The organism is Fructobacillus pseudoficulneus (genome assembly GCF_900108455.1).
Classification (GTDB): Bacteria; Bacillota; Bacilli; order Lactobacillales; family Lactobacillaceae; genus Fructobacillus; species Fructobacillus pseudoficulneus.
Genome location: NZ_FNWS01000003.1, coordinates 61,207 through 74,250 on the forward strand (window position 1 = coordinate 61,207; position 13,044 = coordinate 74,250).

The window sequence follows — 13,044 nt, forward strand, 5'->3', positions numbered from 1 at the left end:
TTACTTTATCAAGAATAGATTAAGGTCATATTAAAAATAATGCGCCGGGTCTTTAGGAGATTCCAACGCTGATTTTAAGGGCTTTTGCGATATCTTGCAAAAGCGGTGAGTTTGGCTCGATGTGAGCAATTCGATCTCGTAAGCGATGCTTATCGATTGTCCGAATTTGCTCCGCTAAAATGATTGAATCCCGCTTAATACCACTAAATTCTGCGGGCAGTAGGATGTGAGTGGGCAATTTTGGCTTCGCCATCTTGGAAGTAATTGCCACCACAATCGTGGTTGGTGAATTTTTGTTACCAATATCGTTTTGCACGACCAAAACCGGCCGTAGGCCTGACTGTTCTGAACCAATCCCTTGCTTCAAGTCGGCATAAAAAACATCGCCACGGCGAACGTTTTCGTAATCTGCTACCATATTAACCTCTTATGTATGGGCAATTGCCCGTATATTACTTCTATTTTACCGCTATTTTTCTTATTTGACATCAATTCTAGGAATTCGCCGACCAATACCGGTTAAAATCTCGTGGGGAATAGTTTGACCATACTCTGCTAGTTCTTCCACCGAGATTCTCTCTGCCCCATCTTGACCAATAAACGTGACATCCGTATTAATTGGCACCGGTCCTGGTAAGGAAACCACCACTTGATCCATAGTGACCCGGCCTAAAATCTTTTGACGTTGGCCGTTAATCAAAACGGACATTCCTGACAAAGTCCGCCGGTAACCGTCGGCATAGCCAACGGGGACCGTTCCCACCCACTCATCTTCTTTGGCGACATAGGTGGCACCATAGGACACTGCCTCACCTGCCAGCAATTGGTGAACACCCCAAATTTTACCAACAAACTGTCCGACCGGCTCTAATTTGATTGGTGACTCATAAGCTGGATAGGCCGGATTATAGCCATACAAAACGGAACCAACTCGAATTGTCTCAGTTGGAATTTCATCATGATGCAACAAGGCCGAACCAGAATTAGCTAAGTGCCAATACTTTTGGTCGATGCCCAACGCCTGGACAACTGACAAAAAGTCGGCCTTTTGTTGGTCGTAATAGGCCTGGTTGGCATCGTCTGCCGTGGCAAAGTGGGTAAAGACACCAGCTAGTTCAAAGTGTGGGTCTGCCATCACCAACTGGTACATGGATGATAATTCAGCCTTACTCTTCGCACCCATCCGACCCATGCCTGTGTCAACGGCCAAATGAACGCGCAAGGTTGCTGCGCTATCGACCAGGTTATCACGGGCAGTTAAGAGCCAATCAAGCGAGCCGACTGCCGGTTCCAAATGTTGGTTGGCCATTCTGGCAGCCAAGGCCACATTTTGCACGCCCAACAGGATAATATGGTAAGAATCATCCGGTAAGGCTGAACGAACCTCTTCCCCTTCAACGACCGTTGCCACAGCAAAGTCATGAACGGCTGCCTGCTTTGCTAAAGTGGTGGCCGCCCAAGTTGCACCGTGACCATAGGCATCGGCCTTAATCACAGCAATTAAGCGCTTGGCACCAGTGTGGGCCATAATTGCTTTGGCATTGGCCACTAAAGCGGAACTGGAACGAAAAAAAGCAGCTCCGCGCTCAGAATAAGCATCTTCTTTTGTCATTTTTATCCCTCTTTGTGATTATCCCCGGCAAATAAGCGCTGCCACAATGACCATTTTTCAATGGTCACCACGGTATTAACATAGTCACCACTGTGAGTAATCGCCACCGCAATGCGGTTTTTCTGTCCAGAAACGGTCATGACCGGCCGACCAGAAGGCACATTTAAAATACTGATGTCCTGCCAGGAAACCGCATGACCAATTCCAGTTCCCAAAGCCTTGGCATAAGCCTCCTTGGCTGAAAAACGGCCCGCCACAAACTCTAGATAATGTTTCCCAGTGCGTTCGCGCGCTGCCGCTTCTTCAGCCGGTGTTAAGATTGTTGACAAGAAATTGGGCCGGCGTTCTAATACCTTTTCAATCCGGCTAATTGATTCCATGTCATTTCCAATTCCAATAATCATAGCTTTATTTTAACAAAATAAATAAAAAAAAACCGACCGAACAGAAATTGTTCAAATCGGTTTATTTTTTATGAAAATGTATCTAATGCCTGATCTTGCGGCTTAAAGTTTTGCCATTCCTTTGACAAGAAACGATTGTTAATCTTATAGTCGTTATCCTGGTAAGAACCAGACAAGAATGGGTTCAAGTACTGATCCAAGGCTAACCAACCACGCCAACCAATATGAATGGTGTCTTGCATAAAGAAGTTTTCACCACCACGGTGTGACAAGTCGGCAATGTTGTTGAATCCTTGGCTTTGCAACTGATACTTAATCTTATCAACTGCCTGATAATACATTTGATCAGACAAGCCTGTATAAGCTACCCAACGTTGGTTAACGGGCGTAATCACAAATTCAACATCAGTATGCTGCTTAGCAAAGTTCTCAAGAACTGCTTGGAAGTAAGAGTACTCAACGGACTGACGGTAGTCATAGTCGACTTGTGAGTCCTTTAGCATCTTTTCTTCTGCCCAAACACGAGTCCGGTAGAACGAGTTCTTGATGCGAAAGCGGTTTGAACCGGTATTCTTCTCACCTTGTTCATAACCAAGTTGGCTCAAAGGCTGTTCTTGGTACTGGGCTGGCAAGTCCTTCGCGTACTTCAATACCTTGTCGCGATAGTTGCTGCTAGTCTGGAAGTTTGAGAACAAAGCATCCTGTCGTGACAACAATTGGTGTTGAATCCGTAATGCTGAACGGTCAGCGTCACTTGGGCCTTGAGCATTTTCAACATTATGCAGCATCCGGTTAAACATTGGCTTATCACGCACAAGTGACTGCTTCAACAATGACTTAGCCATAAATTGGTCAGTCTGACTTGGCTTGTCCATGTTCAACAACCAATCCACCACTTGTAATGGTGAATAGAAGATTGAAAAGGCACCAGTCGATCCCTTTTCCGTAAACCACTGTGGTGAAATCACAAAGACAGCCTTCTTGTGGTCCAAGGCCTTAGGCATTTCTTGCATATCCAAGAAATGAACCATTGATTCAGAACCAGCCTTACCGAGCATAAATGGTCGGTAAGAGCGGTTATACTTTTCTGCCAAGACAGAAGGGTGTAATGAATCAAAACGAGACAATTCTGAAGAACCAAAGAACGGAATATAATTTACTTTTTTATCATTAAAGGCAGCGTTTTTAACCGCCTCACCCTTAACAATCTGACTTGAGAAAGAAACGGATGCTTCCCGCAAGTCTTGTTGACTATAGTGGGTCAACGGGAAGGGCAGAAAAAAGACCAGGCCGATAAGCACCAGCGCAGCTAGCACCGGGCCAAAGATCTGCCACAATTTTTTCTTGTTAGACATGAGGTTTTATCCCATCAATGCTTCTACTTTAGCAATAATCTTGTTAGCTGAGTCCCAGTCTTCACGGTTGAATTCTGAAACAGGTGCTTGGATACCAAACTTGTTTTCCAAATCAAGCAACAATTCAACTGTTGCCATTGAGTCCAACAAACCTGAATCAAACAAGTTTTCATCCATTTGTGAAGACATGTCTTCGCCAATGATGTTGTTCAAAACTTCTAATACGCCTGCTTTTACGTCCATTGTATTTCTCCTTTATTAATGGTGGAACCAGAATTTGTCCAAGAATCCACAAAATACCAAGAATGTTAACATCACGAAGTTGAAGGTCAAGAAGATGGCAAACACTTCCGTGAATTTGTTGTGAGGAATCTGATCGCGATGCTTTTTCTTGTAGCGTAACCAAGCATCGTTAACAATCATTCCAGTTCCATGCATCAAAGCATAGAGGATATAGTACCAAGTCAAACCGTGCCAGAGTCCCATGACCATCATGTTGACCAAGTAACCCACATTTGACACCGCGTTACGGCTCTTAATCCACTTCTTACGCATTACCAAAAATGAGAAGCGCATGAAGACGAAATCACGGAACCAAAATGACAAAGACATGTGCCAACGATTCCAGAAATCTTTAATGTTGTGAGCACGGTAAGGTTGGTTAAAGTTTATTGGTGATTTAATCCCCATCAGATAAGATGTTGCTATGGCGAAGCGAGAATAACCCGCAAAGTCAAAGAACAAGTACATTCCGTAGGAATAAGCCACTGCTACTAACCACCAAGAAAAGCCGTGGTGGTTATCGCCCATTGCCAAACTTTGGAAGAAAGGATAGACGATTTGGCCGAAGTAGTAAGACAAAATGAACTTATAAACAAAGCCCAAGAAGTAAGACTTAACGGCATATGCCAACATTTCAATATAGTCGGCACGGTCAGGAACTGAACCCGCATCCCCCGCAAAACGGGTATAGCGGTCAATTGGTCCTGATGACAGGGTTGGCATGAAGAGCATGAAGCGCAAGAACATTACTGGCTTAAACTCTTTAATCGCACCATCCCGTGTCTCAATAATCATCCCAGTTGACCGGAAAGTCAAATAAGAAATTCCTAAGAAACCAAGCAGGGTGAATTCTGGCTTATAGACACCAATGGCCCCAAACCGGACCAAAGTAATTGGCAGAATTGATAAGGCAACCATCAAATAGAAGACCCAGTTAGCATTTCTGTTCTTGCGGTAAGCCGAATAAAAGGTAACCAGCAAGAACTGCCAAATACTATAAACCAGAATGGCTACACCCTGTTTAACGTACTGACCTGTATCGAAAATTAAAAAGATAAAAGCCAATGAGACCAAAATCTCATACCAGACAAAGCGCTTACCAAAGTAAAGCCCAATGGCTAATGGCGCTAAGGCCACTAAGAGGTAAAAGAAATAGGTCGGATCGGCATAGGGTTGTAAATTAGGCATTACCATTCACCTCGGCAATCAAGCCCTTAAGGTTGACTTTGCCGTTTGGTGTCAAAGGCATTGCGTCACGGTAAATAAAGCGTGATGGCATCATGTAAGGCATGATGATATCCTTCAAGTCATTTTTGATGGCATTGGTCAAGTCCATTGGCTTTTCAAAGTTGTTTTCCTTTGGAACCACAATGGCCAAGAGCTGCTTAACTTCTCCATCAGCATCATAGCGAGGAACGGCAGCAGCCTGTTCAACCCACTTTGACTTCAAGAAGTGTTGGGCAACTTCTTCCAATTCAATCCGGAAACCGTGCAACTTGATTTGGAAATCAACTCGGCCCTTGTAGTGCAAAAGGCCATCTTCATCGGCGTAACCCAAGTCACCAGTCCGGTAACCAGGTTCACCATCAACCGTCAAGAAGGCCGCCTTCGTCTTTTCGGGGTTGTTCAAGTAACCCTTTGAAACAGCAGCTCCTGACAAAACGATTTCACCGGCTTCACCAGCAGGCAAGACTGAACCATCTTGGTCCATAATGGTTGCCTTCATTTCTGGTTGCATGTAACCGATAGGCAACTTGTCGTACTTCGCCAAGACTTCATCAGTAATTTCAATGGCTGAAACGGCAACAGTTGCTTCCGTTGGTCCGTAAGTGTTGAAGATTCGCGCGTCAGGGAAGCGTTCACGCAACTTCTTTGACGTTGTGGCAGTCAAAACTTCACCACAGAACAAGAACTTCTTCAAACGAGGGTAATTTTCTTGCTTAAAGTCAGGGCTCAAAAGAGCAACGTTGGCAAATGAAGGCGTTGAAACCCACAAGTCCAAGTCCATTTCAGGCAAGACCGTAAAGAGTTGCTTGAAGTCATCGGCAATTTCCTTTGACAATGGCTTCATTACACCACCCATCAACAGTGAACCACCCCATGACATCACAGAAACGTCAAATGAGAATGGTGTCTGCGTCAAGACATTGTCACCACGGTGCAAATCAAATTCATCAGAGAACAACCAGTTCAAGTATGACAAGGCATTCTTGTGTGAAATTTGAACACCCTTTGGCTTTCCAGTCGTTCCAGAAGTAAAGATGATGTAGTAATTATCATCGCCCAATACTGGGTGCGTTAATTCGTAAGAGCGCTTAGCAGTAAAGGCTGCTTGCAACTCGTCACCTTGAAAGACTGGTACTGAATCGATTGCCAATGGCAATTCATCCAGTGCAATTACCGCTGCTGGTTGACCAATCTCTAAAATGTTTTCAATTCGATCCTTCGCTGAATCCTTATCAACTGGCGCATAAGCGTGACCAGACTTGACCGCAGCTAAGAATGAGGCAACCATTTCAAATTGGTGCCCACCAAAAACCATAATTGGTGCCTTTTCTGGCAAGTTTTGCTCGTCCAAAAATGCTGCCAATGAATCTGAATAAGACTTCAAGTCACCATAAGTATAAGTATGACCTAGGCCATCGTAAGCAACCGCATCAGGATGCTCAACTGCGTAGGCATCAATATTCTTGTAAATGTTATCAATCATTTGTCGCTTCCTCTTATTATATTAAAATTCGTTATAAATGAAGTGGCCCCCGGTGACGCCGGAATAGCCGTACAGGTAAATCAAGGCTAAAATGATTAAAAAATAGGCCAAGGTCTTGGCAAGAAATGCCACCCAGGGCCTGCTAATAAAACGCTTGAACATCGCGTGACGCCCCCAAAATTGTTCGGTTAGTGTTATAATTATTGGCATATTATCAGTGTTAACTAGTAAAACACTTTTACTATTATAGCACAATATCAATTTTGACAATACTACCCAAATTTTTGGGAAAGTTTGGAGGCATTCAGCATATGTTCGCAAAGATCCTAGTGAAAGTTCAAAAATGGGATCGAGCTTGGGTTAACTTATTACCCGTTAAAAATCTATTTTCTTCATTTAAACTTGTATTACCTTTGGTAATTATTGATGTTTATTGGCGTTTGATTACTCGATTATTTTTAGACCCCGGCGCATTATTTGCTGCCATCTTTCATTATAAGGTGCACGTTTTTAACAGCCCTCAGTTTTCACAAGGCATCACCAACATTCTTGACTACCTAATCGTCGCTTTTGTGGTGGCTTTATGGACCAAAAAGTATCTGACCGCTCATTTGTCAGCCAATCGAGATACAATTCTTCCGGTCACAGTCAACTTTGGCCTTGTTTTGGTTCAAACTTTTTCAACCGTTTCAAGCCAAGGACAACTAACGATTCACCTTGGCCTTTCGCTTTTAGTTGCCTACCTGATTAATCTTTCATACTTAGGATTAACTAAGATTAGTAAAAACCGATTACAAGACATGGGCTTTGCTTACCTGGTTTGGGCAGCAATCATTAGTGTTGCCGTGACTGTTTTTTACTCTTTCTTACCAAATCTCGTGACCCAAGGAACATACACGACCTTCTTTTCGTCTGATTTCTTTGCTCACTTTTATAGTTTGGCTTTAGTAGCGGTACTTGCACCAATTTTGATGGTCTTAGGTATTAGCATTCCCCTAGACTTGACCACCGGGGTTACTGATTTGGCCCAGTTCAACACGAACCTGAATGCCGTTTATCAATCAGTGATGGCAACATTGCCACAACCACAAAACCCATATTCAGTTCTGACTGCCGCAGCCTTAATTGGTGGTGTTGGTGCCACACTTGGATTGGCTTTGCTGTTAATTTTTGCTAAGGCAAAGAAAACACGGCGTCTTGGTTTGTGGGCGCTACTCCCTGCCTTATTTGATAGCAATCGTATTTTAGCTTACGGATTACCATTGTTTTTCCGGCCACTAACATTGGTGCCAATGATTTTGAGTTCCCTTTGGGGCGCCACAGCCGCTGGCCTAGCCATTAAGTTAAACTTTATCCGACCAGTTGTCTTTAGTACGCCAAATGGAACCCCCCACCTCCTTCTTGGCTTTTTAGCCAGTCAAACTCCTTGGCGGTCACTTATTGTGTCCTTGCTAGTTGTTGCCGGATCAATCGCCATTTACTGGCCCTTTGTCAAAGATATGCTAGTAGAGGAGGAAGAAAATGACTAAAAGTGCAAAATTTATGCTCTTCCTGACGGTACTGGTGACGGTAGTAATGGCTCTTTTTGGCCGCGTTTGGATGCAATCAGAACACCATAACGACCGAGCAATTCAGCGGTCACGAATCGAACCGGTCATTTTCGTTCCTGGTTCTGGTGCGACCGTTCGTCGCTTTGACGACCTCTTTGCCACTATCAACGCAGAAGACCGCGATAAGGGTACTCACTCCGTTTTGAAGGTACAGGTTAATAAGGATGGTAGCCTGACTTATTCAGGTCACCTTTCTACCGATAACCGTCGACCATTTATTGTCGTTGGTTTTGAACGGAACCAAGATAATTATCCAACCATTCAAGCAGATTCAGAAGCCCTTTCAAAGGTCATGACTGATTTGCAAAGCAAGTACCATTTCCGGACATTCTCATCCGTTGGCCACTCTAACGGTGGCTTAATTTGGACGGATTATTTGGAAAACTACTATAATTCATCAAACTTCCACATTCGGACTTTAATGACGCTTGGTACGCCATACAACTTCTCTGAAACGTCAACTACCCGTCAAACAACGATGTTATCGGATATGATTGATAACGCCGATAACCTACCAAGTGACTTGGTCGTTTATTCGGTTGCCGGTTCAGAAGATTATACAGATGACGGAACCGTCCCTGTCCAGTCCGTACTTTCTGGTAAATACATCTTCCAAAAGAACGTGGCCAAATATACGCAAACCACCGTTTCTGGAGACAATGCGGGCCACTCCAAGTTGCCAGAAAACCCAGAAGTAATTAACTTAATTCGCGAACTTGTTTTGGAAAACTCGAACAACGGTGATCGATTGGCACCAAAACAAGCAAAAAATAATAGTACCGGCATCAAACGTTAAGCTTCTAATAAGGTAAAAAGGTAATACAAATGGCTCTTTCCAAAACAAAAACTGGCTTACTTTTCTTAACAGCCCTCTTGCTGATGCTCTTTGGTGCCAACAATCTCCACGCTGCGGCTGAAGACCCCCACCAAATCAAACCGAGTGCTAACTTTGTTGTCACTGATTCTGCCCACATTTTATCCGAGCAGACCAAGCAAACCATTTTGAAGCAAGAACAGACCTTCAAGCAGACCAAAGAACAGCCACAAGTTGCGGTCCTAACGGTCAATAATACCGATGGTCAGTCCATCCGTGATTTCACCAACGACTTAACCTTACGGCAAATTTGGCATGCCGGTAAAAAAGGCCAAGACAACGGCGTCATTATTGTCTTTGCTAAAAACAACGGGCAAAACAATGTCCGCGTCGTGACCGGAACCGGCGCCGAATCTGTCTTACCCGATGGTAAAATTTATCAGCTACTTCAAGCTCATAAAGACCAGCTTAAGTCGTCAGATTCAACCGCTGTGGACCTTGGTATCCGCCAACTCTTTACGGAAGTAGCGGCCACCTTGCCAACAACAGCGACGACAAAGCAAGCAAGTAGCCAAAACAGTGGTTCCAGCCTACTAGTTGCCAGCATCCTTGTTCTCGTTTTGTTGACCATCATCTGCTTTGTTTGGTTATCAATGCGGCGAATGAACGGACAAGCCAGTGCTAGTTATCAAGGGCAACGTCCAAACGTCCACTACCGGCCAGGCCGCGGTTTTTCACCCTGGAACTGGCTCTTAGGAGGCTGGTTTTTATCAGACCTCTTTTCTGGTCCGCGCTCTTACCGTGATGACTATCAAAACCCAAATCAATTCGATAGTTTTGATGGCTTTGATGGTGGCTCCGACTTTGGCGGCGGGAACGACTCCGGTGGCGGCGGTGATTTTGGTGGTGGTGGTTCTGATTTTTAAAGTGCCGCTTGCAACTTGCACTGAAGCCCAGTAAAATGATGCTAATCATAGCAAAGGATAACAACCATGACAATCATTAATGAAACGACGCCCTTTTATAGGAAGCGTTCTTGGCAGGTAACCGGGGCAGTCGTCCTCGTTTTCATCTTGCTGATTGGCGGCTTTATTAGTTCCGCTAATGGACTATCTCGTAAAGAGCAGCAAGTTGATGCCGCCACCGGTGGCATCCAGACTGCCTTACAAAATCGAGCAGATCTAATTCCCAATTTGGTCAACGCTGTTAAGGGGTCTCAGGGACAAGAATCTGCCATTTATGGCAAGATTGCTGAAGCCCGGACTCAGTATAATCAAGCAAAGCAAAGCTACGATTCCGCTAACAGCCAAGATCAAAAAACATCTGCCATGCAGAGTCAAGATAAGGCCTTTAACTTGATGGTTTCAACCATTAATGAAAACTATCCAACCTTGAAGTCTGCTGATCAGATGCAAACTTTGATGGCCCAACTGGAAGGCGTCAACAACCGCGTCACCTATGAACGCAAGGTCTACAACCAAGCTGTTCAAGACTACAATAATAAAGTTGTTTCATTTCCAGGTTCCTTAGTGGCATCGATGACAAATCATCACAAGTTAAATTACTTCGCCGCAGATAGTTCTGCTCAGAGTAATCCAACTGTTGATTTTAGTAAGTAAAAGAAAAGCCCCAACCTAGCTGGTTGGGGCTTTTATGTCGCTCATGAAGAATAAGTTAATTATACAAGAATTTCGATAATCGAACAAGTTTTCGCTTGCTTTTTAATATTACAAATTGTTACAAAGGCCCAAGATGGTAACCAAATTATCAACCTCCCCTGAAAAGAGTGGTACATTATTATTCAAATAATAAAACGATTCTAATTAGGGAGAAAATATGAATTTAACACATGTTCTCAATAAAACACTAACAGATTCACAAATTTTAACCGCAATCTTAGAAACCCTAGGGACTATCTTACTAGGTTTTTGGCTGCGCAAGAAAGGAAAAATCAACGAGCATGCGGTCTAAGCGCTAACAACCATCACCATGACCGTCGCTTTGCCCTTATTAGCCCTGACTGCCTTTATGACTCCCTTAGACCATCAAACCATGGTACAAAGTTTTGCCGTTTTGTTTTGGGGACTGGCGATTTATCCAATCTTAATTCCAACTTTGCCCTTTCTTTTTTATCGACGCTATTCAAAGGATGAGCAAAGCGTTTTAGGTATACTGACTAGTTTTGGCTCAACAACCTTCTTTGGCCTGCCAATTGCTGGAGCTATCTATGGCAGCCGAGGCATAATGTATGCATCCGTCTTTAATATTGGCTACCGGGTCTTTCTTTATTCATACGCTTATATCAAAATGTCTGGTGAAAAGATGCGAGGCGAACACATCAAAAAGATGTTTGTGAACCCGATTGTCTTAGCTACCTTAATTGGCTTAGTTCTGTGGTTGCTTCAAAACAATGTTCCCACCATTCATGTTCCCTCCCAATCCGTTGCTTTTTATCGAATCGACGTGACCTGGCCCTGGCTTTTTAATTGGTTCAAACTCTTAGCTGGACTAGCTTCTCCCCTAGCCTGGCTTGCCATTGGCGCTAACTTAGCTCAAATGCCGCTATCTGCTGCGCTAAAAAACAAAACCGCTTGGTACTACTCTACTAATAAGATTATCTTGGTGCCAATCATCATGATTGCCCTCTTAGCCGCTGGCTCAGCTACTCATCTACTAACGATTGATCACGTGGCCTTTGCCACGATGGTTATCATGATGGCTACTCCCGTCGCGACAGTGGCCGTCAATTATGCCATCGCCTTTAATCACCAAAGTTTACTGGCCTCAAACGCATCCCTGATTTCCACCATTTTTGCCACCCTAGCACTGCCGTTTTGGATTATTACCGTACAGTTATTAGCAAATTGGTCCATTTTTCGCTAACTTTTTTAACTAATGATGCGAAATGAGCCCGGCAAACGCGCTATAATATTGACTATAATTATATTTTTTAAGGGAGACCATCATGGCCTTGGTTGGACTATTCGTTGTTGCTTTTGCCCTACTGATTATCGCTTTTGCCGCCGCTCACGGCTTTAAACTCTTAAAAGAAGGCGATACCAGCATGTTTCCACTGCTAATGATTGCCGGTTTTCTTTTCTTAATCGGCCTCGTCTTTATCATTTACAATTTAATCGCCTAATAAAAAGGACGGTCCGCTTGGGCCGTCCTTTTAAAATGCAAGTAGATAGGCTAAGAAAGCCTCAAAAACAAAGAGCATAAAGGCAATAATGCGATAGTAAGATAAAATACCAACGTATTCTCGAATTAAAGCCGTTGGCAAGAAATAAAAGGATGTTGGTGCCCCAATCCCTCTAGCCCGAAATCCAATTCTCTTGGAGTAAAGGCTGGCCCGCATCACGTGGTAGTTACTTGTGGCAAACAAAATGACCGGCTGTTGCCCATTCTGGCCCTGCCAATCTTGTAAAATCTTTTCCTTGGAGAACATAAAATTCTCAAAAGTATTGCGCGACTGGTCTTCGACAATAATATCCTGGTCAGGCACCCCAACTGACAAGAGATATTCTTTCATCGCGTTGGCTTCAGAAGTACTTTCATCAGCACCCTGGCCACCAGAAACCACGAGCTTTGGACGGTGGTCTGCAGCGGCCGCCCGATAATATGCCAATGCCTTATCTACACGACTTTGGAGCAGGGGTGTAACCCGGCCGTTGTGAATATAACTTCCTAACACAATGATGTAATCGGCCTTTTTTGGCGTTGGCCAAATTTGGTAAACAAAGGAATACAGTAAGTAGCTGATAAACAACAGCAGGAAGGTATTATAGACGCCCAAGCCCGAAATGTAGGCAAAGCGTGCGTAAGCACCATGAACGTTACCCACTAGGAATAACAGGTAGAAGTCCAAGCCCAGCGTCAGCGCCAAAAATAAGGAAAGCTTAGCCGTAAAACTCTTTCCTTCCCGGTGCGAAATAATGTTGGTATTGTGAACTAACCAAACAATAATGGCCAGTAACGCAACAACCGGAAAAGCCAGCAAAGCCAAAGCCAAGGCGGTCCAATGTTGATCAATCACATAACCAGTCAATTTCAGGTAAGCTGCCAACACCCCCAAAATCATCGAAAAAATCAACAAGCTACCAAAAATAAAATTTCGTTGATCTAATACCACTGCACCGGCAGCCACCAAGATCATCACAATTAAAAAATAAGCCAATGGTGTCAACATTGCAGCTCCCCCAATCAGGTTTTCTTATCTCGATTATAGCAAAGACACTTTCATTACACATAAAAACA

15 protein-coding genes are annotated in these 13,044 nt (G+C 43.9%); 6 read left to right on the forward strand and 9 right to left on the reverse strand.

Annotated features, from left to right (window positions below; all coding sequences use genetic code 11):
- Positions 1-52 precede the first annotated feature (52 nt).
- The 8 genes from BLW39_RS03790 to BLW39_RS03825 form a co-directional block, all read right to left on the reverse strand.
- Positions 53-418, reverse strand: coding sequence for a type II toxin-antitoxin system PemK/MazF family toxin (locus tag BLW39_RS03790; RefSeq protein ID WP_059378446.1), 366 nt, complete (start codon positions 416-418; stop codon positions 53-55).
- Between the two features lie 60 nt (positions 419-478).
- A complete protein-coding gene (alr, locus tag BLW39_RS03795; protein ID WP_059378441.1) occupies positions 479-1,612 on the reverse strand; it encodes an alanine racemase in 1,134 nt (377 codons plus the stop codon).
- Between the two features lie 2 nt (positions 1,613-1,614).
- Complete coding sequence (gene acpS, locus BLW39_RS03800; protein WP_059378438.1) at positions 1,615-2,016, reverse strand: holo-ACP synthase; 402 nt, start codon at positions 2,014-2,016, stop codon at positions 1,615-1,617.
- Positions 2,017-2,084: 68 nt separating this feature from the next.
- On the reverse strand, positions 2,085-3,371 hold the full coding sequence (gene dltD / locus BLW39_RS03805) for a D-alanyl-lipoteichoic acid biosynthesis protein DltD (RefSeq protein WP_059378437.1): 1,287 nt from the start codon (positions 3,369-3,371) through the stop codon (positions 2,085-2,087).
- A gap of 6 nt (positions 3,372-3,377) precedes the next feature.
- The gene (dltC, locus tag BLW39_RS03810) at positions 3,378-3,614 is read right to left on the reverse strand and encodes a D-alanine--poly(phosphoribitol) ligase subunit DltC (RefSeq protein ID WP_059378436.1); all 237 of its coding nucleotides are present in this window, start codon (positions 3,612-3,614) and stop codon (positions 3,378-3,380) included.
- Positions 3,615-3,629: 15 nt separating this feature from the next.
- Positions 3,630-4,841: a D-alanyl-lipoteichoic acid biosynthesis protein DltB gene (gene dltB / locus BLW39_RS03815; RefSeq protein WP_059378435.1), complete on the reverse strand. Its 1,212-nt coding sequence runs from the start codon at positions 4,839-4,841 to the stop codon at positions 3,630-3,632.
- On the reverse strand, positions 4,834-6,363 hold the full coding sequence (dltA, locus tag BLW39_RS03820) for a D-alanine--poly(phosphoribitol) ligase subunit DltA (protein WP_059378434.1): 1,530 nt from the start codon (positions 6,361-6,363) through the stop codon (positions 4,834-4,836). Before dltA ends, dltB begins: the two co-directional genes overlap by 8 nt.
- Before the next feature lie 21 nt (positions 6,364-6,384).
- Positions 6,385-6,525: a teichoic acid D-Ala incorporation-associated protein DltX gene (locus BLW39_RS03825; protein ID WP_059378432.1), complete on the reverse strand. Its 141-nt coding sequence runs from the start codon at positions 6,523-6,525 to the stop codon at positions 6,385-6,387.
- Positions 6,526-6,674: 149 nt separating this feature from the next.
- Between BLW39_RS03825 and BLW39_RS03830 the strand changes: the two genes are divergently transcribed.
- The 6 genes from BLW39_RS03830 (at position 6,675) to BLW39_RS07020 (ending at position 11,929) form a co-directional block, all read left to right on the forward strand.
- Positions 6,675-7,892 (forward strand): hypothetical protein, encoded by a 1,218-nt coding sequence (locus tag BLW39_RS03830; protein WP_059378431.1) that lies wholly within the window; start codon positions 6,675-6,677, stop codon positions 7,890-7,892.
- Complete coding sequence (locus BLW39_RS03835) at positions 7,885-8,769, forward strand: alpha/beta hydrolase (RefSeq protein ID WP_059378426.1); 885 nt, start codon at positions 7,885-7,887, stop codon at positions 8,767-8,769. The genes BLW39_RS03830 and BLW39_RS03835 overlap by 8 nt, the downstream gene beginning before the upstream one ends.
- A gap of 29 nt (positions 8,770-8,798) precedes the next feature.
- Positions 8,799-9,713 carry a TPM domain-containing protein gene (locus BLW39_RS03840; RefSeq protein ID WP_059378424.1) on the forward strand — a complete coding sequence of 305 codons (915 nt, stop codon included), beginning with the start codon at positions 8,799-8,801 and terminating at the stop codon, positions 9,711-9,713.
- 66 nt (positions 9,714-9,779) lie between these two features.
- A complete protein-coding gene (locus tag BLW39_RS03845; RefSeq protein ID WP_059378421.1) occupies positions 9,780-10,406 on the forward strand; it encodes a LemA family protein in 627 nt (208 codons plus the stop codon).
- 370 nt (positions 10,407-10,776) lie between these two features.
- Entirely contained in the window at positions 10,777-11,670 is an 894-nt protein-coding gene (locus BLW39_RS03850; RefSeq protein WP_322788007.1) for an AEC family transporter, read from the forward strand.
- A gap of 82 nt (positions 11,671-11,752) precedes the next feature.
- A complete protein-coding gene (locus BLW39_RS07020; protein ID WP_158705827.1) occupies positions 11,753-11,929 on the forward strand; it encodes a hypothetical protein in 177 nt (58 codons plus the stop codon).
- Between the two features lie 30 nt (positions 11,930-11,959).
- On the opposite strand, the gene BLW39_RS03855 is transcribed toward BLW39_RS07020, so the two are convergent.
- A complete protein-coding gene (locus BLW39_RS03855) occupies positions 11,960-12,976 on the reverse strand; it encodes a YdcF family protein (RefSeq protein ID WP_059378419.1) in 1,017 nt (338 codons plus the stop codon).
- Between the last annotated feature and the right edge of the window lie 68 nt (positions 12,977-13,044).

Excerpts from the sequence above, each read along its gene's own strand:
- BLW39_RS03845 (WP_059378421.1), top strand. The coding sequence starts at position 9,780 with ATGACAATCATTAATGAAACGACGCCCTTTTATAGGAAGCGTTCTTGG.
- dltA (WP_059378434.1), bottom strand. The coding sequence starts at position 6,363 with ATGATTGATAACATTTACAAGAATATTGATGCCTACGCAGTTGAGCAT.
- BLW39_RS03840 (WP_059378424.1), top strand. The coding sequence starts at position 8,799 with ATGGCTCTTTCCAAAACAAAAACTGGCTTACTTTTCTTAACAGCCCTC.
- BLW39_RS03830 (WP_059378431.1), top strand. The coding sequence starts at position 6,675 with ATGTTCGCAAAGATCCTAGTGAAAGTTCAAAAATGGGATCGAGCTTGG.
- acpS (WP_059378438.1), bottom strand. The coding sequence starts at position 2,016 with ATGATTATTGGAATTGGAAATGACATGGAATCAATTAGCCGGATTGAA.
- BLW39_RS03850 (WP_322788007.1), top strand. The coding sequence starts at position 10,777 with ATGACCGTCGCTTTGCCCTTATTAGCCCTGACTGCCTTTATGACTCCC.
- dltC (WP_059378436.1), bottom strand. The coding sequence starts at position 3,614 with ATGGACGTAAAAGCAGGCGTATTAGAAGTTTTGAACAACATCATTGGC.
- alr (WP_059378441.1), bottom strand. The coding sequence starts at position 1,612 with ATGACAAAAGAAGATGCTTATTCTGAGCGCGGAGCTGCTTTTTTTCGT.
- BLW39_RS03855 (WP_059378419.1), bottom strand. The coding sequence starts at position 12,976 with ATGTTGACACCATTGGCTTATTTTTTAATTGTGATGATCTTGGTGGCT.
- dltB (WP_059378435.1), bottom strand. The coding sequence starts at position 4,841 with ATGCCTAATTTACAACCCTATGCCGATCCGACCTATTTCTTTTACCTC.
- dltD (WP_059378437.1), bottom strand. The coding sequence starts at position 3,371 with ATGTCTAACAAGAAAAAATTGTGGCAGATCTTTGGCCCGGTGCTAGCT.
- BLW39_RS07020 (WP_158705827.1), top strand. The coding sequence starts at position 11,753 with ATGGCCTTGGTTGGACTATTCGTTGTTGCTTTTGCCCTACTGATTATC.
- BLW39_RS03790 (WP_059378446.1), bottom strand. The coding sequence starts at position 418 with ATGGTAGCAGATTACGAAAACGTTCGCCGTGGCGATGTTTTTTATGCC.
- BLW39_RS03825 (WP_059378432.1), bottom strand. The coding sequence starts at position 6,525 with ATGTTCAAGCGTTTTATTAGCAGGCCCTGGGTGGCATTTCTTGCCAAG.
- BLW39_RS03835 (WP_059378426.1), top strand. The coding sequence starts at position 7,885 with ATGACTAAAAGTGCAAAATTTATGCTCTTCCTGACGGTACTGGTGACG.